The 24,401-nt window shown below is 39.4% G+C and carries 20 protein-coding genes and 1 tRNA gene; 9 read left to right on the forward strand and 12 right to left on the reverse strand.

Features of this window, described 5'->3' with window-relative positions; translation table 11 throughout:
* The 4 genes from ACHUE3_RS19405 to ACHUE3_RS19420 all read left to right on the forward strand — a co-directional run bounded on the left by ACHUE3_RS19405 (position 1) and on the right by ACHUE3_RS19420 (position 5,290).
* Positions 1-70 (forward strand) — tRNA-Glu (locus ACHUE3_RS19405).
* Between the two features lie 194 nt (positions 71-264).
* Complete coding sequence (locus ACHUE3_RS19410; protein WP_394193956.1) at positions 265-1,911, forward strand: response regulator; 1,647 nt, start codon at positions 265-267, stop codon at positions 1,909-1,911.
* Between the two features lie 54 nt (positions 1,912-1,965).
* Positions 1,966-3,321, forward strand: a complete 1,356-nt coding sequence (locus ACHUE3_RS19415; protein WP_394193938.1) for an extracellular solute-binding protein — start codon at positions 1,966-1,968, stop codon at positions 3,319-3,321.
* A 10-nt stretch (positions 3,322-3,331) separates the two neighbouring features.
* A complete protein-coding gene (locus ACHUE3_RS19420) occupies positions 3,332-5,290 on the forward strand; it encodes an ATP-binding protein (RefSeq protein WP_394193939.1) in 1,959 nt (652 codons plus the stop codon).
* 207 nt (positions 5,291-5,497) lie between these two features.
* Here the strand turns inward: ACHUE3_RS19420 and msrB are convergent, their stop codons facing one another.
* From msrB to ACHUE3_RS19460, 8 genes are all read right to left on the reverse strand, one after another.
* Positions 5,498-5,938 (reverse strand): peptide-methionine (R)-S-oxide reductase MsrB, encoded by a 441-nt coding sequence (gene msrB / locus ACHUE3_RS19425; RefSeq protein ID WP_394193940.1) that lies wholly within the window; start codon positions 5,936-5,938, stop codon positions 5,498-5,500.
* 8 nt (positions 5,939-5,946) lie between these two features.
* Positions 5,947-6,456, reverse strand: coding sequence for a peptide-methionine (S)-S-oxide reductase (locus ACHUE3_RS19430; RefSeq protein WP_394193941.1), 510 nt, complete (start codon positions 6,454-6,456; stop codon positions 5,947-5,949).
* A 297-nt stretch (positions 6,457-6,753) separates the two neighbouring features.
* Positions 6,754-7,254: a DUF2919 domain-containing protein gene (locus ACHUE3_RS19435; RefSeq protein WP_394193942.1), complete on the reverse strand. Its 501-nt coding sequence runs from the start codon at positions 7,252-7,254 to the stop codon at positions 6,754-6,756.
* Positions 7,254-7,598 carry a DUF3392 family protein gene (locus tag ACHUE3_RS19440; RefSeq protein ID WP_394193943.1) on the reverse strand — a complete coding sequence of 115 codons (345 nt, stop codon included), beginning with the start codon at positions 7,596-7,598 and terminating at the stop codon, positions 7,254-7,256. Before ACHUE3_RS19440 ends, ACHUE3_RS19435 begins: the two co-directional genes overlap by 1 nt.
* Complete coding sequence (ligA, locus tag ACHUE3_RS19445; RefSeq protein ID WP_394193944.1) at positions 7,591-9,612, reverse strand: NAD-dependent DNA ligase LigA; 2,022 nt, start codon at positions 9,610-9,612, stop codon at positions 7,591-7,593. Before ligA ends, ACHUE3_RS19440 begins: the two co-directional genes overlap by 8 nt.
* A gap of 79 nt (positions 9,613-9,691) precedes the next feature.
* Positions 9,692-10,429, reverse strand: coding sequence for a cell division protein ZipA (gene zipA, locus ACHUE3_RS19450; protein WP_394193945.1), 738 nt, complete (start codon positions 10,427-10,429; stop codon positions 9,692-9,694).
* 38 nt (positions 10,430-10,467) lie between these two features.
* Positions 10,468-13,863, reverse strand: a complete 3,396-nt coding sequence (locus ACHUE3_RS19455) for a chromosome segregation SMC family protein (RefSeq protein WP_394193946.1) — start codon at positions 13,861-13,863, stop codon at positions 10,468-10,470.
* A 67-nt stretch (positions 13,864-13,930) separates the two neighbouring features.
* Positions 13,931-14,662: an RNA methyltransferase gene (locus tag ACHUE3_RS19460; RefSeq protein WP_394193947.1), complete on the reverse strand. Its 732-nt coding sequence runs from the start codon at positions 14,660-14,662 to the stop codon at positions 13,931-13,933.
* A gap of 174 nt (positions 14,663-14,836) precedes the next feature.
* On the opposite strand from ACHUE3_RS19460, the gene ACHUE3_RS19465 reads away from it, so the two are divergent.
* The 3 genes from ACHUE3_RS19465 to ACHUE3_RS19475 are packed head-to-tail and all read left to right on the forward strand — an operon-like array spanning position 14,837 to position 17,261.
* Entirely contained in the window at positions 14,837-15,934 is a 1,098-nt protein-coding gene (locus tag ACHUE3_RS19465) for a YjgN family protein (protein WP_394193948.1), read from the forward strand.
* Complete coding sequence (locus tag ACHUE3_RS19470; protein ID WP_394193949.1) at positions 15,934-16,971, forward strand: M48 family metallopeptidase; 1,038 nt, start codon at positions 15,934-15,936, stop codon at positions 16,969-16,971. Before ACHUE3_RS19465 ends, ACHUE3_RS19470 begins: the two co-directional genes overlap by 1 nt.
* Complete coding sequence (locus ACHUE3_RS19475) at positions 16,968-17,261, forward strand: hypothetical protein (RefSeq protein WP_394193950.1); 294 nt, start codon at positions 16,968-16,970, stop codon at positions 17,259-17,261. The genes ACHUE3_RS19470 and ACHUE3_RS19475 overlap by 4 nt, the downstream gene beginning before the upstream one ends.
* 103 nt (positions 17,262-17,364) lie before the next feature.
* Here ACHUE3_RS19475 and speB read toward each other — a convergent pair whose 3' ends face one another.
* The 3 genes from speB to ACHUE3_RS19490 form a co-directional block, all read right to left on the reverse strand.
* Positions 17,365-18,288 carry an agmatinase gene (gene speB, locus ACHUE3_RS19480; RefSeq protein ID WP_394193951.1) on the reverse strand — a complete coding sequence of 308 codons (924 nt, stop codon included), beginning with the start codon at positions 18,286-18,288 and terminating at the stop codon, positions 17,365-17,367.
* Between the two features lies 1 nt (position 18,289).
* A complete protein-coding gene (gene speA / locus ACHUE3_RS19485; protein ID WP_394193952.1) occupies positions 18,290-20,203 on the reverse strand; it encodes a biosynthetic arginine decarboxylase in 1,914 nt (637 codons plus the stop codon).
* Positions 20,204-20,672: 469 nt separating this feature from the next.
* A complete protein-coding gene (locus tag ACHUE3_RS19490; protein WP_394193953.1) occupies positions 20,673-21,134 on the reverse strand; it encodes a GNAT family N-acetyltransferase in 462 nt (153 codons plus the stop codon).
* Positions 21,135-21,343: 209 nt separating this feature from the next.
* Here ACHUE3_RS19490 and ACHUE3_RS19495 point away from each other — a divergent pair, with 209 nt between their 5' ends.
* Complete coding sequence (locus tag ACHUE3_RS19495; protein WP_394193954.1) at positions 21,344-22,729, forward strand: hypothetical protein; 1,386 nt, start codon at positions 21,344-21,346, stop codon at positions 22,727-22,729.
* A gap of 2 nt (positions 22,730-22,731) precedes the next feature.
* Here ACHUE3_RS19495 and ACHUE3_RS19500 read toward each other — a convergent pair whose 3' ends face one another.
* Positions 22,732-23,352 (reverse strand): sulfotransferase, encoded by a 621-nt coding sequence (locus ACHUE3_RS19500; RefSeq protein WP_394193955.1) that lies wholly within the window; start codon positions 23,350-23,352, stop codon positions 22,732-22,734.
* A gap of 257 nt (positions 23,353-23,609) precedes the next feature.
* Here ACHUE3_RS19500 and cysZ point away from each other — a divergent pair, with 257 nt between their 5' ends.
* Complete coding sequence (gene cysZ / locus ACHUE3_RS19505; RefSeq protein WP_394193957.1) at positions 23,610-24,320, forward strand: sulfate transporter CysZ; 711 nt, start codon at positions 23,610-23,612, stop codon at positions 24,318-24,320.
* Positions 24,321-24,401: the final 81 nt, after the last annotated feature.

A 24,401-nucleotide genomic window follows, 5' to 3' on the forward strand; every position in this document is an offset into this window, starting at 1 on the left:
ATCGTCTAGAGGCCTAGGACACCGCCCTTTCACGGCGGTAACAGGGGTTCAAATCCCCTTGGGGACGCCACTTACTTAAGTGCAATGTTATTGGGCATAAACCTTCATCACTTCCTATACACAAGCTTTTCTCTCTCCAATTAAGTTCTTTTTTAATAATCAACTAAATATAGATCTATTTACAGTGATTAAATATTAAATTGCCTTGTAAGCGGCTAGACTGTTTATTATAGTCAAAGGTACATTCATATGGTCCGAAGCTTAATGTCGAAAAAGACTTTTCCCAATGCAAAAATACTGATAGTTGAAGAGCAACCACTTGCTCAAAGCTACATGAAACAATCGCTTGAAAAGTTAGGCTTTCGGCAATTGCACTTTGCTGAGCATGCAAATGCAGCAAAAGAGCTATGCCTTACTGAACAGTTTGAACTTATTGTATGCTCTTTTAATTTAAGCAAACATCAAGATGGCTACCAGTTATATGAAGAGCTCAGAGTTAAACAATTAATTAAAAACTCTACGGGATTCATTTTCATTTCAGCTGAAACAACCGGCTCATTAGTTCATAGCGTGCTTGAACTACAACCTGATGATTTTCTAGTTAAGCCATTTTCTATTAGTGATTTAAAAACACGTATTGAAAAAATATTGCTACGTAAAAGTAACTTACAAAAAATATATAACTTGATTGATGATGGTAATGACTCTAAAGCATTAAAAAACATCAATGCATCATTAATGAGTAAAAAAAATACGTACAGCGCAATCTTATTACGCCTAAAAGGTGATGTATTACTCAGGTTAAAACGCCATGAAGAAGCCAAAACATTTTTTAAATCTGCGCTAAACATTCAAAAATTCACATGGGCTAAAGTTGGGTTGGTTGAAGCCTTAATCGCAAATAATGAACATATCCTAGCTCAGCGTATGCTTAAAACAATGCTTATTCATAACGAAACACGTTTAGTAGCATTAAATTTACTTGGCTCTTTAGAAGTGAAGCTAAATCAATTTGAGTCTGCCCAAGAGTTTTTAAGTGAAGCAGCTGATATTGCACCACTTAATTTAAAACGCCAAAAGTCTTTAAGTAATGTTGCAATGCTGAACCATGACTACGAAAAAAACTATACCACGCACAAGGACATCGCTCAGTACGCTAAATATTCTATTCATGACCATCCTGATATTTATTTAAATGCAGCGCGTGCTGGAATTGATTTTGCGCTTACAACAGATCAGAGCGATCAAATACAACGAATTTCACGCCAAACAAATAAATATTTGAGCGACTTAAAAAATCAATTTCCAAATAGTCATAATCAAACTCAGATTGATGTTTTAAACGCCCGCTTACACTACCTTAAAGATGAGCACCAAAAGGCTAAAAAACTGATTGAACAACTTGATGATGATGAAAATCAAATTCGCTCAATTGACGGTGCGCTTGATAAAGCAAAAGCGTTTCACGAATTAGGCTTTCATGTCAAAGCACAAAACTTATTTAACCAAATCATTGATCATTGCGAGCGTCACCCGAGTGTCAGTGACCCTGTTTACCTGCGTTATATTCAACAACAACAAGTTGAGCGCAGAGATATAAAAATGGGACCAAAAGAACTCAATAATCATGCTGTAACTCAATTTAATAAAGGCCAATTAAATTCGGCTCTTGAGGCATTTAGCCAAGCGTTTAGAATCATGCCTCGAAATGCTAGCATTGCACTTAACCTACTGCAGTGTCTATTTGACGATAATAAAAAAAATGGGCAATCATTTAATTTAATTGCCGCAAAAAAATGCTATACATTATTATCAACTGCATCTTTGGATTCAGAGCAACAACAACGTTTTAATAAGATTGTTAAAAACGCACAAGAGATGGGATTAAAGTTAACTGATAAAGATGGTTAATTAGCGACATTATAAAAATTCCATGATTTAAACAACATAGCAGGGGGAAATACATTGAAACGCAGTTTTAATTTACTCTATCTATTGCTTGCATGTTGTACTTTGACCAACCCTTTTCAATTCGTACAAAGTAAAACGTCGTTAGCGAACTGGCAAGAAGCAAATATTGATTGGCGCCAACATAAAGGTACTCATATCAATGTTCTAGCAGATGAGCAACCTGCTTTTATGGCATTAAAGCCATACTTACCTATATTTGAAAAGTTAACGGGGATCTCTGTTGGCTTCCATGCATTAGAACAGTCCAAAATGCGCCATCGCAGAGCAATTGACCTTAGTAAAGGGTTAGGCTTATATGATGTTATACCTATGGGCGTTACTTTTCTGGGACAAGCCCATGCAAACAATTACCTAGAGCCACTTTCTAGTTATTTAAACGACCCACTATTGACTGATCTAAACTGGTATAAAGTGACAGATATAAGCCCCAATAGCTTATCTTTATGCCAAATAGACGGTACGCTATTATCTCTCCCCTTTGACTTCTCTGCGCCAATTTATTTTTACCGAAAAGACCTATTTGATAAATTCAATATTGATGTTCCAGATACCTATGAAGCATTATTAACAACTAAGGTTACTCTTCAGCAGGCGCTAAATAAACACCCTGAATATAGTGATATGCACGCATTTGCATCAAGAACTATGCCTGGGGCTGGTTTAAATACATGGACTGTTTTACCGATTATGCGTTCTTATGGTGCACAGATAATTACTGACGAAGTTAGCGCAACCAGTAACTCACAAAGCGCTCATGACGCTATTAAAGTTTATCGTGATTTAGTTACAGGCTTCGGCAACCCTGCAAATAGCCGTACATTGCACTTTTATCAAATACGTAAGCTATTTAAAGAAGGCAAACTTGCGTCGGCTTTTATTGCTTCACATTTTTATAATGAAATAGACACCAAACATGAATCTATTATTTGGGACAAATGGGAGGCTGCCCCACTTCCTAAAGGGCCTTTTTCAAGAGAAACCTCTCCATGGGCTTGGGCTCTGGCAATAAACGCCCACTCTCAAAACAAATCAGCTGCTTGGTTGTTTATTCAATGGGCTACAAGTGCTCAAACAGCAATGCTGTTGAGTACTGGCGGTTCGCCTCCACGTATGCAAATTTGGCAGGAGCAGTTATTTAGCCTAGTCAATAAACCGGGATTCAATAATACAATGTTGTGGGTTTTTGAAAATGCGACCCCCAGCTATATACAATCGGGCATTACTTTATTTCCTGAAATTGGTGAAATAATTTCCCATGCATATAGTCAAATTTTTTATGGTGCGGATATTCAAAACACGTTAGATACCAGTAATAAAAAAATTGATTCTCTACTAAACAAAAAAGAATAACTTTACGCCTATGTACTTAAGCATTGCTCATAAAATTTTATTGATTATTGGCTTTACCATCACGCTCGTTTTAGGTGTTAGCACTGCTTTGCATGTCATTGAGTTAAAAAATCAAACATTATTAAATATGAGCGAAAAAGCCTCAGCTATCGTAACACCTATGCTTGTTGAAATAGATCAACTAACAACCGATGGTAATGAGGACAGTTGGGTGCTTAAGATTCAAGCTATCGCATTAACTGACCTAATAACACAAAATAATTTTAATAATTTAACAAATATATATTTTGTCGATAACAATGCACAAATTGTCGCGCATATAGATAGGGACCAACTATCTAAAGTCATCACTGATAAACCTCTCTTACGAGCCATCGAGAAAAATCAACAAAGTATACTAAGTAAAGACAGCCATTATGATGTTGTGATCCCCGTTAATAACCATAGCAATAAAAAAATTGGCTCAGTAATTGTAAGCTTTGCGGATGGTGACTTAGTGGAAAAAATAAAGCTCATCATAACCAATGCTATCTCATTATTTGCTATTTATTTATTAACCGCACTAGTAATAGCATACATAATTATTCGCAAAATCATCTTACAGCCTATCGATAAACTCGTTGAATTTTCACACGCTATTACAACAGGTGAATTAGACCACCCTATTCATATAAACAGCCAAGATGAAATTGGTACTTTGGCAAGTGGGTTTAAAATGATGCGAGCTGCCGTGAGAGAGCAGATCAATAATATGCATGAGCAACAGTCAGTGCTTGAAGAAATAGTAACAACACGTACCCAAGAGTACTTAGCGGCAAAAGAACAGGCGGAATACTCTAATCAAGCAAAAAGTGTATTTTTGGCAAACATGTCGCATGAACTTCGAACCCCTTTAAATGCAGTGCTTGGATTTAGCCAGCTTTTACAAGATAGAGAAGTTGACGCAACCAAATTACGTTATTTAGAAGCTATTACTGTTTCAGGCAATTCGCTCTTGAATATCCTCAACGATATTTTGGATATATCTAAAATTGATGCGGGAAAAATGCACCTAGAGCTTGATCACGTAGAGTTAAGCTCAATGTGTAATGAGCTGTCTATGATGTTTATGCAACAATGCGCACAAAAAGACTTAGCGTTAACTATAAAATGTACGGCCAATGCCCAAAAAGCCCTGCTACTTGATGGCAACAAACTGCGCCAAGTTATGATTAACTTACTAAGTAATGCTATAAAATTTACACAACAAGGCTATGTTCGAGCTATTTTTGATGCAAGTATTAGCAATACAGGTGAACACGTTAATTTAACTATACGAGTTATTGATTCGGGTAAAGGCATAAGTAAAAATCAACAGCAAAATATCTTCAATGCGTTTGAACAGGTGCAGGGCCAAAAAAGTGACGAATATGGCGGTACTGGTCTAGGGCTTACTATATCGCTTAAGTTTATTAAACTTATGGGCGGCACGCTTAATGTGACTAGTGAGCCTAATAAAGGCAGTGAGTTTACTATTGAAATTCCTGACGTGGCTTATGCGCAACATAAGGCAATCGCAACCCAAAATAACTTTCCAGCAATCGCGAGCTATAGGTTTGGCCCAAATAAAATATTAATTGTTGATGATATTGCTTACAACCGTGATTTTTTAGTGTCGTTTTTATCTCGTTGGCCATTTCAAATTGAAGAAGCTGAAAATGGCAAAGTTGCTTTAGAAAAAATAGCTCAATGTCCGCCTGATCTCATCATCATGGATATGAAAATGCCGGTTATGGGGGGGCTTGAGGCTACTAGAGCCTTACGTGAAAATGAACAATATAAACATATTCCTATCATTGCAGTAACCGCTTCAGCACTGAAAAATGAACAACTTGAATTTACTCAATTAACCGATTACTGCATTACAAAACCTATTTGTCGGGAGCATTTAATTTTTACTATTGCTCAACTAATAATGCCTCCCGAGTAAACACTATTTAACCTGAACTCTGGTTAAGAGATATACTAATCTATTGATATTAAATCACAAATATATTTATTAGTCTCCAGCTAGAGACTTTTAGCGATAACAAGGCGAATTTACGCGTCAATAGCTGGTCTATTGCAAGTAAATTCAACGCAGTTAGCGTTGAAAGTAGCCGCTGGAGATAAATTTATTATCCAGAGTTCAGGTTATTTAAATCTTTTTAAGTGATAAAGCATTTACACAATAGCGTAAACGGCTTGGCATTGGGCCATCTGGAAATACATGCCCTAAATGCGCATCACACACATTGCATACCGCTTCAATTCGCTGCATACCATGACTGGTATCGCTAATGTAGGCGATGGAGTTTGTTTTTGCAGGCTGTGTGAATGAAGGCCAGCCAGTACCACTATCAAATTTTTCATCCCCCTCAAATAACACATTATCGCAGCACACACAGGCATACTCACCAGGCTCAAATAGAGTACAGCTGTCTGAGCTATGTGGACGCTCAGTGCCCTTATTACGGGTAACATAAAAGGCTTCATCGCTTAATTGTGCACGCCACTGAGCATCAGTTTTCTCAACTTTTCGACTCGGCTCAGGGTTACCTTTACTAGCAAAATTTAAAATATCATTCCAATTCAACATCGTTAACCTCACAAAATTAGATGAGAAAGTTTATTACGGTCTACATTATCACGATAATGCGCTAATAATTTTGATAATTTGGGGTTTATCCGTATTTCACAAAAAGGCCTATGCGGATTACTATAATAATAGTCTTGGTACTTTATAGGAGAATGTTTAAATTCGCCTGCCGCATAAACTTGAACGACCAAGGGCTTGCTGTAGTCATCCTGTTTAGTATGAATGGCTAGGTTAGCCTGTTGAGCTTGCTGCTCACTGTATGTGTAAACCGCAGAGCGATACTTATGACGCATACTATGTACCTCAGTAGCACTGTGGGTATCAATATGGATAGCAATTAAATCTGTTAAATTTATAACCTCAGAATCAAATGTGACCCTTACCGCTTCGCTAAAGTCGCTAGTGGTATTAGCTATTTTAAACCAGCCTTGCTCAACACGCACAACACCCATTATGGAAGCAAAAATAGCTTCAGTACACCAATGACAACTTCCACCTAACCCCACTGTTTGCTGCATAGGTATGCCCCTAAAAGTAAGATTTATAGTTTAACAAAAAATAAATAAAGTTACTTTTAACTATACCGGCCATACTCGATGTTTATTTCAATGTAAGGTAATTGATTGCCATTCTTCTCGGGTAAAAAAACGGTGTAAGTCGGTAGCAGGCTGAGCAGAAGGTGAATACCCACAAAGCAACAACAAAAATAAACCACGGATGCTGCAATACTGCTGTAAAAAGTGCACTTATAGCGAGTAATAAACCAACAATAGCAACCACAAAGGCAATACGTAGATTAATATTAATTATTATCCCTACTCTGATTTTTTATCAGTATCCGTAATTGGATCAGGCCAATCATTAAAAAATACCGTCAAATAACGGCTTTTTGCTAAATAAAGTAGTACCCACAGTACGACCACCATTTGCAACGCCAAAAACATCGAAAATTGATAGTAACTATGGGCCGCCTGAATAACCAACCAACCTAAATCTAGTGCAGCACAGGCAAGTAAAGGCCAACGCATAAAACGCCATATATTTGCTAAACGCGCTGATGCAACATTATTTTTTTGTGGCCGCCTAAAACAAAAAATAACCGCCGGGATGATTGCTAGCGCGCCGATTGCCAACGCACTAAAAAAATCATATTTAGAGCGAAAAACCAAAGACATAATATCTAATTCAGGACGGCGGCTTAACGCCGCAATTATCCAAATAAAATAGGCTCTTAATAGCACAAGCAAACTTAAATGAAATGCAATCGGCGTACGGTAAGTACCGTATTTATCCCAATATTCTGGACCATAACGCATTACAATTGATTCTTCTTGTCAGCAATAACACCTAACACAGTAAAAGCACATATCACCATGAGACCTAACCACTGCGTACCAAAAAGCAATAACAGTTTACTCAAAAGAGGTGTTGCAAATACCACCAGAAAGCCAAAACCAAAACCGGTTACTAAAACAAATACAGCGACTCTGACAAAAAAATGCCGCCTTGCAACAAAGCGTTTAGTTACCTTGATAATATCATTAGCATATAGAGAGACCAAACACACGACCAATAACAAGGCTATATTGTACAGGTACGGCTTTAGCCACTGGCCAAAGCTCAATGCTGTACTTTCAAATACAACAAGTACGTTATCCATTGTGTTTCGCCAGTAGCGCGATTAAATCATCTTCAGTGAGGATCTCAATGCCTAAATCTTGTGCTTTGGTAAGCTTTGAGCCCGCCTTTTCACCCGCAATAAGTGCATCTGTTTTTGCTGAAACACTTCCTGATACTTTAGCACCTAATGCTTGTAAACGTGCTTTTGCATCGTTACGATTCAGTTCGTTGAGTGTGCCGGTGAGTACATAGGTTAATCCCGCAAGTGGTTGCTCATCAACGCTTACAGGCGCTAACTCTGGCCAATGAATACCTTGTTCAATAAGCGCATTAACCACGTCTGTATTATGTGGTTCGGCAAAAAAACTACTCACATGTTTTGCAACAATTTCGCCAACATCAGATACTTCAACCAAGGCTTCAATACTTGCTTGAGTTACTTTTTCGAGGGTTAAAAAGTGAGTCGCTAAGTTTTGCGCTGTTGCTTCACCTACTTCACGTATACCCAGTGAGTATAAAAATTTAGCTAACGTCGTTTGCCTTGCATCTTCCAAAGCACTAACCAAATTCTTAGCAGATTTTGGCCCCATACGCTCAAGCGATTCAAAGTGGCCCTGCTTTAATATAAATAGATCTGCGGGAGTTTTTACCAGCTCTCTATCAACTAACTGATCAACAATTTTATCGCCAAGACCATCAATATCGAGAGCTTTACGAGAAGCGAAATGTTTTATTGCTTGTTTGCGCTGTGCTTGGCAAACAAGGCCTCCGGTACAACGCGCAACCGCTTCCCCTTCGACCTTTTCAACATGCGAGTCACAAATAGGGCACGCTGTAGGAAAAACAATGTCTTGGGCATCGTCAGGTCGGCGTTCAAGTACAACCTGCGTTATTTGCGGAATAACATCACCAGCACGACGGATAATAACTGTATCGCCCACTTTTACACCTAAGCGCGCAATTTCATCACCATTATGTAATGTCGCGTTAGAGACAGTTACGCCACCGACAAATACCGGTTCAAGCCTCGCAACAGGGGTAATGGCACCCGTGCGCCCTACTTGAAATTCCACATCAAGGAGCACTGTTATCTCTTCTTGAGCTGGGAACTTATAGGCAATTGCCCAGCGCGGTGCGCGTGCAACAAAGCCTAAACGCTCTTGCATAGCCTTGTTGTTGAGTTTAATAACTACGCCATCAATTTCATATTTTAAGCTGCTTCTACGCTCTAAAATATCTTGATAATAATCAAGTGCAGCTTTTTCACCTTCCACCAGCTTGGTCTCAGGGCAAAGTGGTAGGCCCCAGTCGGTAAGCTTAGCCAGTTGTTGATAATGGTCGCTCGGTAATTCACCTTCAGTCACAACGCCAATGCTGTAGGCATAAAACATAAGTGGTCGTTTAGCCGTTATTTTTGAATCTAATTGGCGCAAACTCCCAGCTGCAGCATTACGTGGGTTTACAAACACTTTCTCGCCGCGCTTTTCAGCCTCAGCATTGAGTTTGTCAAACCCAGCGCTATTCATAAATACTTCACCCCGGATTTCTATTTCACGTGGGTAATCATTACCGCGTAATTTAAGCGGCACATTACGAATCGTTTTTACATTCTGGGTAATGTTTTCACCCGTTTGGCCGTCTCCTCGAGTGGCAGCCTGAACAAGCACACCATCCCGATACAAAATAGACACAGCAAGACCATCTAACTTGGGCTCGCAACAAAAGGTAAGCTCGCTATTATCCATTAAGCGCTCTTTTACACGGCGGTTAAATGCGGCAAATTCTTCTTCACTAAACGCGTTATCAAGTGAAAGCATGGGCACCTGATGAGCGACTTGTTCGAATTTAGCAAGGGCAGCTCCACCAACCTTTTGCGTTGGAGAATCAGCGCTAAAATACTCTGGATTGGCGGTTTCTAACGCGCTTAGTTCTCGTAAAAGACGGTCGTATTCAGCATCTGGAATAGACGGGTTATCGAGCACATAATAATTATAGTTATGATCATCTAATTGCTGACGAAGCGCACTAATTTGCGCTAAAACTGGAGTAGACATACTGGCCTCTAAAACATAAAAAAGCCACTTAAACGAGTTATCGTCTAGTGGCTTAAAAAATTCTTAATTAAAGCTTAAACTATACTGAAAAGCTTCTCACTTTCTCAACATACTCTCGCACACTGTCAACAGTCATCTCTTCACGCTGTGAATCTAAGATTGTGGCACCAAATTCATCTGCTAATTTTTTCGCCGCACTGTGCAACATATTAAATGCAGCTAATCCGTCACCATCACACGGTAAAGTCATAAATAAGCTAATACCTGCGGTACTGAATTGTTCCATATTATCAATATCAAACGTACCTGGGTTATACATATTTACTAAGCGAAAAAGTACAGGGCCAAGTCCGGCAGGGTCTAGGTGACGATTAAAAAACCCTTCTTCTGAATATTTAAAGCCAAGTGTATTGATTGCCGGTAATAATTTACTGCCTTCCATAGCCATGCCTTCAGGCATTTGGATGTGAACGATAATAAAATCAGCAGGAGGAGTTTCGTGATCTTGCTCTGTTTCGGCTTCATCAACTGACTCACCTGAGCTCTGAGTATCAGTTTCACTCGGTTGCTCAGCTTCATTTACGTCATCAGCTGAAAAACTGAGGTCGCCAAATTGTGGCTCATCGCGATCTGTTTGGGCTGCTTGTAAAGGCTCAGAATGCTGCTCTACTGATGGCTGCTCGGTTGGTTCAACACGCTCATTCGTCGTAGCCGTGGGTGCCTCTTTTTTACGAACTGACCATAGGCCATGTATTAATAATCCACCAATGACTATTACACTGATAATAATTAAAACCCATCTTAATTGTTCGGCCATCCCCTCACCTTTTATTATTTATTCTATCAAAAATTGTATTATGCATGTGCCATTTGCACTGCTTGTTCAATATCAACTGCAACCATGCGCGATACGCCCGGCTCAGCCATTGTAACACCAGTTAATCGTCCTGCCATTTCCATCGCAATTTTATTATGGCTGATGTAGATAAATTGCACCGATTGTGACATTTCTTCTACTAAACGGCAAAACCTGCCAACATTCGCATCATCAAGTGGTGCATCAACTTCGTCCAGCATACAGAAAGGAGCTGGATTGAGCCTGAATATTGAAAACACTAATGATAATGCGGTCAGCGCTTTTTCTCCACCACTTAACAGGTGAATTGTTGAATTTTTCTTGCCCGGAGGCCGTGCCATTATACTAACACCACTTTCGAGTAAATCATCACTGGTTAATTCAAGGTATGCGCTACCGCCGCCAAACACTTTAGGGAATAACTCACCGAAGTCTTGATTCACTTGATCAAACGTTGCTTTAAAACGTGTTTTGGTTTCACGATCAATCTTTTGTATAGCCCCTTCAAGACTTGAAAGTGCATTCGTTAAATCATCCAATTGCTGCTCTAAATATTCACTGCGTTGTTTAGCTTGGTCAAACTCATCGATTGCCGCCAAGTTTACCGCGCCCAATTCATTCACACTTTGCGCTACACGATTAAGCTGCGCTTGCATTGTAGATAAATTAGCTGACTCAGGTAATTGCGCTAATACAGTTTTTAAGTTTTGCTCAAGTTCAGCCAATGGCTCTAATGCGGCTTGGGCTTTTACTATCAAGCTTTGCTCTTCAAGCGCCAAAGATTGTAGTTTCTCTTGCAAAGTGCTTAATTCACCTTGTGATGACTTTAGTGCAGTTTGCTTATCTAAAAGCGCCGTTTTTGCATCAGCTAAACCAGTACTTAGCTTAGTTAGCTCAGCCTCACCTTGCTGGTGCTGTTCAAGTAGTATCAATATTTGCTCAGCACTTTCTTCTAGTGGAATAACCAACTCTTCGATTTGATTGGTCAAGTCCAAAACAGCTTCACTGGCAGTATCGTATGCACTAAGTGCATGTTGCAGCTTGGTTTCACTTAGCTGGCATTCGCTACGTGCTTTTTGTTCTGCTAAGTGAGCTTGATGCGCTTGGGTTTTATATTGGCTTAAAACGCCATTGTGCTGCTTGTATTCGTGATCACATTGTTGCTGAAGCAGTTTGGCTTGTTCAAGTTGCGCTGATAACTGCTGCATATGTTGCGCTAAATTGTCGATAAGCTGTTGTTGTTGTTCAGTAGATGTATGCACAGTTTGTTGTTCATCGAGTAATTGTTGGCGCTTGGTAGTTAACTTTTGTTGCTGGGTTTGCCACTGAGTTAATTGCTCTTTTAGCATATCGCGGCGAGTGCTGGCTGCCGCTATTTTTTGTGCAAACTGGTGTACAGCATCTTTTAAGTCATCCACTTGGATTAAAAGATCACTGTGCAAGGCTTTATTTTCGCTTACAACTGTCTGAGCACTTTCAAGTTGCAACTGTAATGAGGTAGCCAGCTCATTAGCGTCATTGAGCTGCTTGTGTTTTAAAAGTAATGAACTTTCAGCATCCGCTTGATTACTTAAATGCCAGTTACGCCCATGTATATTGGCATTACCGTCAATAACAGCAAGCCAGAATTCATCTTCAAATATGCCGCTATTAAAATTATCTGCAAAAGCAATACGCTCTAATAAATCTGGATAAACGCCGTGCTCAATCAATGCAGCAACACAACCAGCTTTGGCATTATTTGCACTGGGCCAAACACTATTATTGCTTGCCTTTGGTTCGACGACTAAATGCGTTAAATTTAAAAGCGCCTGTTCAACTATTTGTTCAAAGCCAGGCTTTACCTTAAGTTGCGCTAATAAAGTGTCTTTCTCTTGGTTATTGTCATCCAAAAGCATACTGCTTAAACCGGCAATTTTGGCTTTATTCTCATTCGCTGCTTGCACTTTATTTTGCTGTGCGATTTGGCTCTGCGTTAACGCCTCATAAGCAGTTTGCGCATTTAGCGTTGCCTTGTTTAATGCGCTTTGTTTTGCCGCCAATTCTTTGGTTAAAGATTGCATTAACGTTTGTTGTTCATCTAGCAGCTTTGCAATTGAATTTTGTGCAAGTTCTGCCGACTGCTGTTCAATATCATCTAGTTGTTTAATGATATATTGCAGGCTTTGCTGATGTTGTGCTTGGGTATTAAGTTCTTTGTTGTGGCTATTTGAAACCGTTTGAAGCTGATCGTTCAGCTCTTGAAACTGGCTATTTGCAAGCTGTTTTTGTTGTTGAGATTGCTCTACCTGCTCACTAAGTTGCGCTACTTGTTCATCACATATGAGTACGTGCTCTATCGCGTCTTGTAAGGCTTCAGTAAGCTCACTCGTATGACCCTGTTGCTGCAATTGCTGTTCTTGGCTTTGTAACTGAAGGTTTTGCTGCTTAATTAAACTTTGACTTAATGTTTGATGCTGTTGCTTTAAGCTGATTTGTTGTTGTTCAATGCGTGTTAGCTGGGTATGGGTATTATGTTGCGCTTGTTGCGCATCAGCAAGCTGCTGTTGGCGTTGTTGTACTTGAAATTCAAGACTCGCTAGTACATCGTCGTGGCCTGCATTGGCTTGTTTATAAAAATCAATTTGTTCATTTAATTTAGCAATCTGTTGATTTTTATCCACTTGCTGTTGGTGCAGTTTTTGCCACTTTAACACCGCAATTTGCCCTTTAAGTGTGCGTTCCTGAGCTTTTAACTCTTTAAACTTTTTGGCCTCAACTGATTGTAGAGCGAGCTTATCAACTTGCGCTTGCAGCTCTTGGCGCACATCGAGTAAACGTTCAAGATTTTCACGGGTACTTTTAATTCGGGTTTGGGTTTCGCGGCGACGTTCTTTGTATTTTGATACCCCAGCTGCTTCTTCAAGAAATATTCGTAAATCAGCGGGCTTACTCTCAATTAAACGCGAGATCATCCCTTGTTCAATAATCGCATAACTGCGCGGGCCAAGCCCTGTGCCTAAAAAAATATCTGTGATATCGCGTTTACGACACTTGCTACCATTTAAAAAATACAGCGATTGACCATCACGCGTTACTAAACGCTTAATAGCAACTTGGTTACGATCGGCAAAAGTATTAGGTAAATGGCCTTGGGTATTATCAAAAATAAGCTCAACAGAGGCTTGCGAAATGGGTTTACGATTGGTTGAGCCATTAAAAATAACATCGGTCATAGCATCACCACGCAGATTTTTTGCAGAGCTTTCACCTAATACCCAACGCACCGCATCAATAACGTTTGATTTGCCGCAGCCATTGGGGCCAACGACACAAGTCATTTGATCAGGGAATGGAATTTTAGTGGGCTCTACAAAGGATTTAAAGCCCGCTAATTTTATGGTGCTCAAACGCATCTATTTGGTTTACCAATTGTTATTATTATATACCAAGTACTAATCTAACCTATTTTGAGGCAAAAGGTTAAGCTTGGCGTTTAAAGTTATCTAAAATAATGCCTGTTGCCATTGCAACATTTAATGACTCTGCAGCACCAAATGCCGGAATAGTGATTTTATTACTGACTAAAGCTGCGCATTCACTGCGAATACCGTGCGATTCACTGCCCATAAGTAACACACCTGATTGCGATAACTCTGCTTTGTGTAGGTTTTCACCCTCTAAAAATGCACCATAAATTGGTAAATTCAATGCAGATAAATAAGCAGGTAACTCAACTTGGCTTACTGCAACACGAACAAATGAGCCCATTGTTGCACTGATTGTTTTTGGGTTGTAAGGATCTGCGCTATCAATACTTGCCACGATATGCTTTATACCATACCAATCAGCAACACGAATAATTGTGCCTAAATTACCAGGGTCTGAAACGCCATCAAGGGCTAAAATTAACCCATTCGTTTTTGGTAGCTCCACTTTCGGCATCGCTACAACCGCAATAGCCGCATTGTTGGAAACTAAAGTACTGGCTTTTGTTAGGCTGTCTTCATCAGTTTCAATCATACTCACTTTATTAAATTGAGCCTGATACTGACTAATAAATGCAGGCGTAGCAAATACATCTTCAATTGCTAAATCACTCGCTAACAGCTCAAGTACATTTTTTTCACCTTGCACAAGGTATTGATTGTATTGCTTTCGGTACTTTTTTTGCCCTAATGCGCGAATTAACTTGAGTTGGTTTTTTGAAATCATAACAGCCCCATAAAATGACGCCGTGAGTATAGCAGATCTAACCAGTAATTCTAAAACTGATAGCTCATACTTCGCTATAAACTAAAGATAATCAATGAGTACTGTTGATTGTGATTGATTAAAACGTAATTTTTTAGTAAGTTTTTGGACCTAACATAAGGAATTGGAATAATAATGGAACCCACCACTGATCAAAACGAATCAACAACAAACGAATCAAACCGAGCTATATTTCAAGGGCGAGTACAATTTGGCGGCCATGCTGGCGAGTTTTTTGGTATTTGGTCGGTAAATATTTTACTCAGTATTTTAACCCTCGGTATTTATTCTGCTTGGGCTAAAGTTCGTACTTATCGTTATTTTTACAGCAATACGAAAATAGACGGCCACAGCTTTGATTACTTAGCAACGCCCATACAAATATTAAAAGGCCGTATTTTAGCAGTTGTTGTATTTATTATTTACAGCTTAGTTGTACAGTTTTTACCAATTTTGGGGCTCTTATTCGCGCTGGGTCTTTTATTTTCAATGCCATGGATAATAAACCAAGGGCTGCGCTTTAATATGCGTATGACTCGTCATCGTAATGTGCGCTTTGCGTTTTCAGGAAATTACGGTGATGCATTAATTAATTTTGTTTTGCTGCCCATAGCAAGTGTATTTACGCTTTATTTATTACTGCCTTATGCACTCAAACGTATTGACCAATATTTACATGAAAACATCAGCTACGGTAATAAGCCAATTAATGTAAACCTTGAAGGTGCAACATATTATATGGCGGCATTAATCACCATTGGTGTTGCGATTGGCGGCTTAGTTATATTTGGCATTTTTGCAGGTTCAGTCGGTGCAGCTATGAGTTTAACCAGCTTTGACGTTGATAATTTTAATATCTCTACATTAATTTTCCCACTCTTAATTGTGGCACTTTATATGGCTTTCCTAACAATTTTACGCGGCGTGTATGTGTCGATAATTCGTAATCATATTTTTAATAGCAGTGAATTTGAAGATGTTGCTAGCTTTAAATCTGACTTAAAACCAGCTGATTACGCGCTAGTTTTGTTTACAAATGCATTGGCAATTATTTTTACATTAGGACTCGCTTACCCTTGGGCAAAAATACGCATAGCACGATTACTTGCTGCGGCCACTGAAGTAACGATTTACGCAGGCGCACTTGCTATTATTGATACTGCAGAAGAACAACAATCATCGTTTGCGGAAGAAGCGGCAAATGTGTTTGATATTGATATTTCACTTACTTGATGAGTAAACATCATATTAAAGGCTGCTATTACTACCCTAATAGCAGCCAGCACCAACACTGCTTTGCAACAATCAATGAGAGTCAAATACAGCTTGTTGATACACAGCAAAATACGCTTTTATCTACATTTATTACTGACTGCCAAATAGACAGCCCGCTTCCAGGTGTTGCTTCAGAATTAAGCTTTGCTGACGGCGGCCGCTTTGTTCCTGAAGATATCAGCCATCGCTGGGTATTTTCGCAAAACATACAGGGCATAAGTGAACGATTAGAAAAATCTAAGCCACTCATACTTGCCTCAGTGATTTTAATTCCTTTGCTGTTGTGGTTTATTTTATATCGCTGCATCCCCGCTATCGCTGTGTACAGTGTTGGTTTAGCCCCGCCAGCTACCATAGAGGCAATGGGCGAGCAAACCCTCAACGTGATTGAAAAAGTAGCATTAGCACCCACTCAATTACCTAATGAAACTCAAAATGAAATACAGCTGACATGGCAGCAAATGCTCGATAGGTTACATTTAGATAGTACTAAGTATAGGCTCTCTTTTTACCAATCAGATTATTTCGCTGCCAATGCCTTCGCGTTACCCCACGGCCGCGTGATTGTTACCGATGAATTAGTCATTTTACTCAAAGATAAACCAGATGCTCTGCGTGCAATTTTACTTCATGAAATAGGCCATGTTGAGTACCACCATGGTATTCGACTAGCGGCGCAAGCAACTGCCAGTACCATTGTGTTAGCGGTTATTTTTGGTGACTTAGAAGGAATTACTGAAGTCGTACTTGGCTCTAGCTCTTCTTTTTTGCAGCAAGCATTTTCACGGGATATGGAACGTGAAGCGGACAAATATGCTATCGAGAAATTAATTGCTTTAGGTTATTCTAATGATGATTTTGCCGATGCCATAAAAGCACTGCAAAACAAATTAGATGAGCAAGCACAACTTGATGAGTCGTGGCTTAAATATTTATCAACACACCCGAGTTCTCAAGAACGCATTGATTTTGCGAGGCAGTACACACCACAATGACACCCGAGTTTACATTAATTACATTGGTTATTATCGTAACCGCACTAGGTTATGGGGTTATTTACCCACGTTTTGCTGGGAATGACTTTGTAAAAGTATCAAGCCAAGACTTGTTCGCGACAACCATTACATTAGTCGTTGCGGGGAGTCTTTATTATGATTCTGGCGTTGAGTTTAGTTGGTTAATTTTTAAGGTGAATTGGTTTTGGTTCACGTTTTTAACCTATGTCCTCATCGAAGTTCCAGTGTGTTTAGCGTACGCAAAAAAACATAATATGAAATTCAAGTGAGTTATGTAGCTAAATAATTGCACAACAAAAAGCGCCTATATGGCGCTTTTTGTTATAACGTTAAATTAGGGTCTGTTGATCTTTCAAGGTTAAGTTTGCAGTATTAGTACTTATGTTTCAACGTCCATAAATGCAGTAATTCACTAGCAATCGTCGCTGCAGCTATGGCCGTTAATTCACTTTGATCGTACGACGGCGACACTTCTACAACATCCATTCCCACCATGTTTACACCTTTAAGCGCACGCAAAATTTTAAGTACTTTATCGCTGGTTAAACCGCCACAAACAGGTGTACCAGTACCTGGTGCGAATGCGGGATCTAAACAATCAATATCAAAGGTTACATACACAGGTAGCTCCCCCACCCGCGCTAAAATTTGCTCAGCAATGGTTTGCGCCGATAAATCATTTGCTGCCATGGCATCAATGACGGCAAATTCATGCTTGCTTTGATCAAAGTCAGTACGAATACCGATTTGAATACTGTGCTCTACATCTATTAGCCCTTCCATTGGTGCATGATAAAACATAGTACCATGGTCGTAACGCGAGCCATTGCTATAGGTATCTGTATGCGCATCAAAATGCACTAAAGCCATTTTGCCATAGCGCTTTGCGTGAGCACGTAATAACGGTAGCGTTACAAAGTGATCACCACCTAAACCTAAAAGTGTTTTACCTTGGCGTAAAATTTGCTCCGCTGCTAATTCAAGCTGCGCAGTAAAATACTCTGGGTCGCCAACTGGGTAGGTAAAATCTCCAGCATCGGCTAACTTTAAACGCTCAAATAACGGGAACGTCCAAGGATATTTAGTCTCTTCCCACGCTAAGTGCACTGACGCACGACGAATTGCATCAGGCCCTAAGCGTGCACCAGGGCGACCCGAGGTCGCCAGGTCAAACGGTAAACCAAGCACCACCACATCTGCATTGATGTCTGTGATATTTTGCACCATAGGCTGGCGTAAAAACGTCATGCCATTGGAGTACAGTGAGTGATCGGTATGATCAAACAAGGTCGTCATATTAAAGCTCTTCTAAATAAGTATAACCATCTAAGCCTGCTTTTAACTCATCAAGCACACTTTGCTGCTCGCTTGCAGGTAATTTACTGGCCACCAGCTGCGCATAAGAAGACTGAAAGCCTTCAACATCCAAGTGAACATAACGCATCATATCTGCCACTGTGTCGCCTTGGTTAATCTCTACAATACGGGCATCACCTTGCTCATCCATAGTGATCATTGCACTGTGGGTATCACCAAATAAATTATGCATATCGCCTAGTATTTCTTGGTAGGCACCCACTAAGAAAAAGCCCATTAAGTACGGTTTTTCAGGGCTAAATTCTGGCACAGGTAATGTGCTTTCAATGCCTTGACCATCAACATAATGATCAAGTGCGCCGTCTGAGTCACAGGTTATATCAAGTAATACCGCGCGCTTTTTAGGTGCTTCGGTCAAACCACTTAATGGTAGTACCGGGAATACTTGATCAATTCCCCACGCATCAGGCAATGACTGAAATAATGAAAAATTAACAAAAAACTTATCCGCTAATCGTGCATTAAGTTCATCAATAATAGGCCGGTGAAAACGGTTTTTATTATCCATATGTTTGTTAAGTTCATAACATACACGTAAGTTAATTTGCTCAGCCCACGCACGTTGAGTTAAATCTAATAAACCCATTGCAAATTGGTTATGCGCTTCAGCTAAATCACCTTGGCTATCGTGATAAATCTCAATTAATGCACGGTCATCAGTAAGCACATGTAATTGCTGCCACGACTGCCACATATTTTTCAGTAATAAAGGTGCGTTATCATCCGGTGCTTGAATGTCCTCTGGAACATAGCTCTCGGTGCCAATTACATTTGAAATCAGTACCGCATGGTGCGCGGTTAGTGCACGCCCTGACTCCGATATAATCGTCGGAAATGGCTGCTCATACTGCTTACAAATATCGCCAATGGTATAAACGATATTATTGGCATACTCACCTAAGCTGTAATTCATTGAGTTATGTGATTGGCTTCGTGTGCCGTCATAATCAACGGCCAAGCCACCGCCGACATCTAAACAGTCGATTTGTGCGCCTAGCTTACGAAGCTCGCAGTAAAAACGCGCCGCTTCACTCACGCCCAAACGTACATCACGAATATTGGCCATTTGCGAGCCTAGGTGAAAATGCACTAACTGCACTAAATCAAGTTGGTCAGATTCTTTTAACTTATTTACCACATGCAGTACTTGCGATGCTGATAAACCAAACTTTGACTTTTCACCGCCACTGGCTTGCCACTTACCTTTACCTTGCGAGGCCAAACGCACACGAATACCAATGCGTGGCTTTACATTAAGCTCTTTAGCTTGGCTGAGTACCATGTCTAGCTCAGAAAGTTTTTCTAGCACGATATAGACTTTGTGCCCTAGCTTTTCGCCAATCAATGCAAGACGCACGTACTCTTTATCTTTGTAACCATTACATACAATCACAGCGCTGGTTTTTTCTGCCAATGCTAGTACTGTTAATAGCTCAGGCTTACTACCAGCTTCAAGACCTAGTTGTTTCTTTTCGATATTTGCTTGGCTTGCAACTATCTCTTCTACCACTTCGCGTTGTTGGTTTACTTTTATTGGATAAACCAATAGGTAATCTTTCGGGTAGCCGTAGCTTTCAATTGCAGTATTAAAAGCTGCACATAAGCTATGAACGCGATGATGTAATATCTGCGGAAAACGCACTAAAGCAGGCAGGCTCAAGCCTTTATCTTCAAGCTGTTTAGCGATATCAATTAATGCAATGGTTTGCTGTGGGGCATCAGCCTTGGGCGCAACATACACATCACCTTGATCATTAATACCAAAAAAACCTTGGCTCCAATGACGAACATTGTAACTCGTGCGAGCTTGTTCAAGTGATGTTGTATCTTTCATTTATCTTTCTCTCTTATTTAATGATGCCGAAATCATTGTCGGCGAATTGCGCGCATTAAAAGAAAAAAAGACTATTGTGTCCAACAAGTATTTTTACTCGTAACGAGTGAAATTTAAAATACTAGGGTCTGTTGACCTTTCAAGGTTAAATTTGCAGCAGTCTGTTTGGTATTTAGGCAAGGCAGCACCTATGTGGTGTGGTTGTTCCCCATAAATAGGTGATAACGCAGCATCAATGCCAAACAGGCGCTGCCCTTCGGGTTCTGCCTAGGAGCGATTTACTCTTTGTAGCTCAGTTTTGACTTAGCCCACTAGGTTACAAACCTCGCGCCGCGATTAAATCGCTCCTAGTTTGAACAAATTTTAATCCGCAAAGGTCAACAGACCCTAAAGCAAAAGGAGAAAAAGAAATGGTTAGGTGCTTAAAACTACATAAGCACCAAAGAATTAGGGGACGTTACTATAATCGTTATTGATTCAGCCCCAACTCCATAAATAAGCTTTGTGGGTTTTCACTGTAGCTACCAAATGGGCCACATGATTGAAAGCCTAAGTTCTCATACAGACTAATTGATTTTTTTTGTTTGGGTCCTGTTTCTAAACGAATTAATGGAATTTGCTCTTCACCAGCATGATGCAGCAAAATCTGCATTATACGACGAGATAAACCTTTACCGCGATAACTCGGTTTTACATACAAACGGCGTATTTCGCCATAAGGGGGAGTGTCAAATTGCATAACAATAGCGCCACAGGCAACAATGCCATCCTCGTTTTTAAGTCCAATGGCATACACATTATCTAAGCTTAGTTCCTCTAAGGTAAGAGACTGCGCGGTCGCCACTGGGTATAAGGAGCAAATAAGTCGGTCGATATCGGTAAAAACATTAATCACATCCTGGTCATTGGGGTTTAAATCGACTAACTGCATAGAACATCTCAATTTTATATTAAAAATTTGTTGTCAAACTATACCGAATTGTAACAAATGAACAACCTTGTTCGCCCTGTTTTTATTTTATTTAAACGCTAAAGTTATTTTTAATCAAACTAACTACAATACAAACCAACAAATTTAGTTCAAGGATTAGCCAGTTTGGACGATAAATAGTAACAACAGCCAATGTTAAAGGAATAACAATGAAACTCTCTAGTACTACAAATTTTGCGCAAGTAGCTGATCTGATTAAGCATCACAGACCTAATCCTAATCCTACAACGACCGTAAAAGTAAATAAAACGGACTCTATAAATAATTATATTATCGCTGAAGAAGGGCCTGAAAATGCACTGGCATTCAACAGTTTCAAAGGCCGAAATATTCCTACGACATACAGTTCTGGTAGTATTGTTGGCATGAAAAAATATGGTATTGCCTCTAGCCCATTAGATATTAATAAACCCTTTGCAGAACAAACGTATAAATATGGGGAGTTTACCAAAACGGATGATATTAACGCCTTTTTAGATCAAGTAGATCGCCTTGATGGTGAACTACAAACAATGTTTCAACACCTAAAACCAACACCTGAGCTATTTGATTTAGTTCAAAAAATGTCAGATGAGGAGCTCGTTAAATTCACTGAATTTATGGTCGCAAGCTCTCGCCATTATATTGGCATGGATAATAAAAATATTAGTGAACAACTCATTTCATCATTAAGTAAACAATCTGCTGATGAGTTTAGCTCAACTCTCGAGACTATGAGCACACTTCTGCAGCAAGGAAATGATTATACAAAACCGGTATCACCTGTCGGTGAAAATAAAAATGGTCATGAAATTGTAGAAATGATCAGCAAACCAGATAATGTTAACTGGTTTAAGTCAAACTATGGCTCTAATGTAGCAAAGTATGAATTGGTTATTGATTATGCAAATTTATTAATTGATAAAAACCTTAGCGAAGAGCAGCTTATCCAAGTTAATGACCATTTATCTCAAAGTAACCTTGAGCAAAGCAGCAGTATTATCGATATGATGAGCTTGCTTAAAGCCCATCAAAATGATGATGTGTTAGCGATGATAAGTGAGGTTGATAAAGACAGTGAGCTTAATTTACTGAGCTACCTGGCACAGCAAACTAACTATCAAGCTAATAAGCAATATTACCAAATGGGTAATGGTAAATTCGTCGCCCAACAAGACAATATTAGTTCAGACTCAAATAGGCGTGAATTATACGACACTATTTTAAATGCTTACGACACAATAGGTATGGGCTGGATAAATGATACTTTAGATCAGTTTACCGGTACTCCAGCACAAGTTCAAAACGAGTTATGGCAAACACTACTTGATGATAAAGAAAGTAGACCTGAGCAATTTATTAATTCGGACTCAGTTGCGACTTGGGCTAAAAATAATATTTCCCAAATTGAAGGGGTATTTCATATTGAACAAATGAATAAGATCTTTGCCTATAATAGCGAGCGATTAGTGCCAGATTTAATCGATAAACTCACCTTCTATAGCAGTGGTAATATTTACAGTAAAACAAATACTGAAAAACTACAATCAGACTAAAATCAGCCGTAATCAAAAAACTTTCTATGCTCTAGCCCAGCCAAGTTAGGATTAACTTTATTCGAGTGTTTATACTCACGCCAGTTGGCAACATTGCGACCCACATTCAACTTCGCGAAGTCAGAATCTCCCTCAGTGGGTAAACCTAAAAATTGCTTTAATGTTAAAAGGCTTCCTGGCTCACTAACATCAATCGATAAAAAGTCATCTCGATTTTTAAAATAAGTATAAACACTTTGCTGGTGTTCAATAAAATGACGAGTCAGGGTTGTTGTACATAAAGGATGAATATTAGGAAAAGTTTGATGAAAGCTTCGCTTAAGCACAGGGCTAAAATGCCCATGGTTTAGCTCAAGGTGTGGTGCCATTTTTTCAAGCAGCATGGTGATTGACGGTAGCCACTTTTCTAAATCACGGTTTAAATACACAAATTTAGAGTTTGGGAATAACTTATCTAAATGCATATAATCACTGAAACAGGGCGCGTCCGATACCGCATCAGCCATTTCAAAGGCCTTTTTAGTAAAAGCAGTGTGAGCCACTTTTAAACCCAATTCTAATAAAGCGACACTAATACTGGTTGTTCCTGTTCGTGGTAAACCAATAATAAAAATTTTAGACATGCTTATTGCTCAAAATGAAGGGCCATTATTATATCGGGATCATCGAGCTAAACCTACTAAACACTAGTATTTGCATATATTTAAACTCGTTATAGCAATTTTAAAATTCCACACTGGTAAAAACCACTTCTACTTCCTATATTTTAAAGAAAAAATACTTTGTTACCTAAAAATGCTGTTCAATAAAACTGAGCGATTTATACTGCGCTTAATGATAAAAATGATCTGAGGTATTTAGCGTGCAGTTTACTCAAGGTATGGAGTATTTTTTTTCCGGTTTTAAGTTGATCACTCAAAAAGGTCTCAAACGTTTCGTATTTATTCCTTTATTAATCAATATTGCGCTATTTGGTAGCTCACTGTTTTTTTTATACGGCTGGTTAACTGAAGGATTTGCTTATTTAAACAATATGCTACCTAGCTGGCTAAGTTGGCTAGAGTGGTTAATGTGGCCAATCGCAATTTTAGTTATTCTATTTAGTTACAGTATGCTGTTTAGTGTAATCACTAACTTTATTGCCGCGCCCTTTAATGGCTTGCTGAGTGAAAAAGTAGAGCTTTATTTAACCGGTCAAAAAATTAACGATGATGGCTTTGCTGATTTAGTCAAAGATGTCCCCCGCATGCTGGGCCGCGAGTGGACTAAGCTGTGTTATTACCTACCCCGGGCGATTGGTTTCTTTATTTTATTATGGGTATTACCGGTTATCGGCCAAGTGCTGTGGGTGTTATTTACTTGCTGGATGTACGCGGTGCAGTATAAAGACTATGCATTTGATAACCACAAAATTTGTTTTAAACAGATGAAACAAGACCTAAAGCAAAAACAGGGCTTATCCTACGGTTTTGGTTTAGCTGTGATGCTGCTGACGGCTATTCCAATCGTTAATTTAATTGTAATGCCTGTAGCTGTTTGTGGTGCAACACGCCTCTGGGTTGACAACTACCGACCTAATTACCGAGATTAAATGGATGTCTTGTCCTGAAATGTGTTTACACATTTAGGACTTATTTATGAAGACCACCGAAACTAAAGGCACTAAGCGTAC

The sequence above is a fragment of the Pseudoalteromonas atlantica genome (assembly GCF_043641955.1).
In the GTDB taxonomy this organism is placed as follows: domain Bacteria; phylum Pseudomonadota; class Gammaproteobacteria; order Enterobacterales; family Alteromonadaceae; genus Pseudoalteromonas; species Pseudoalteromonas atlantica_A.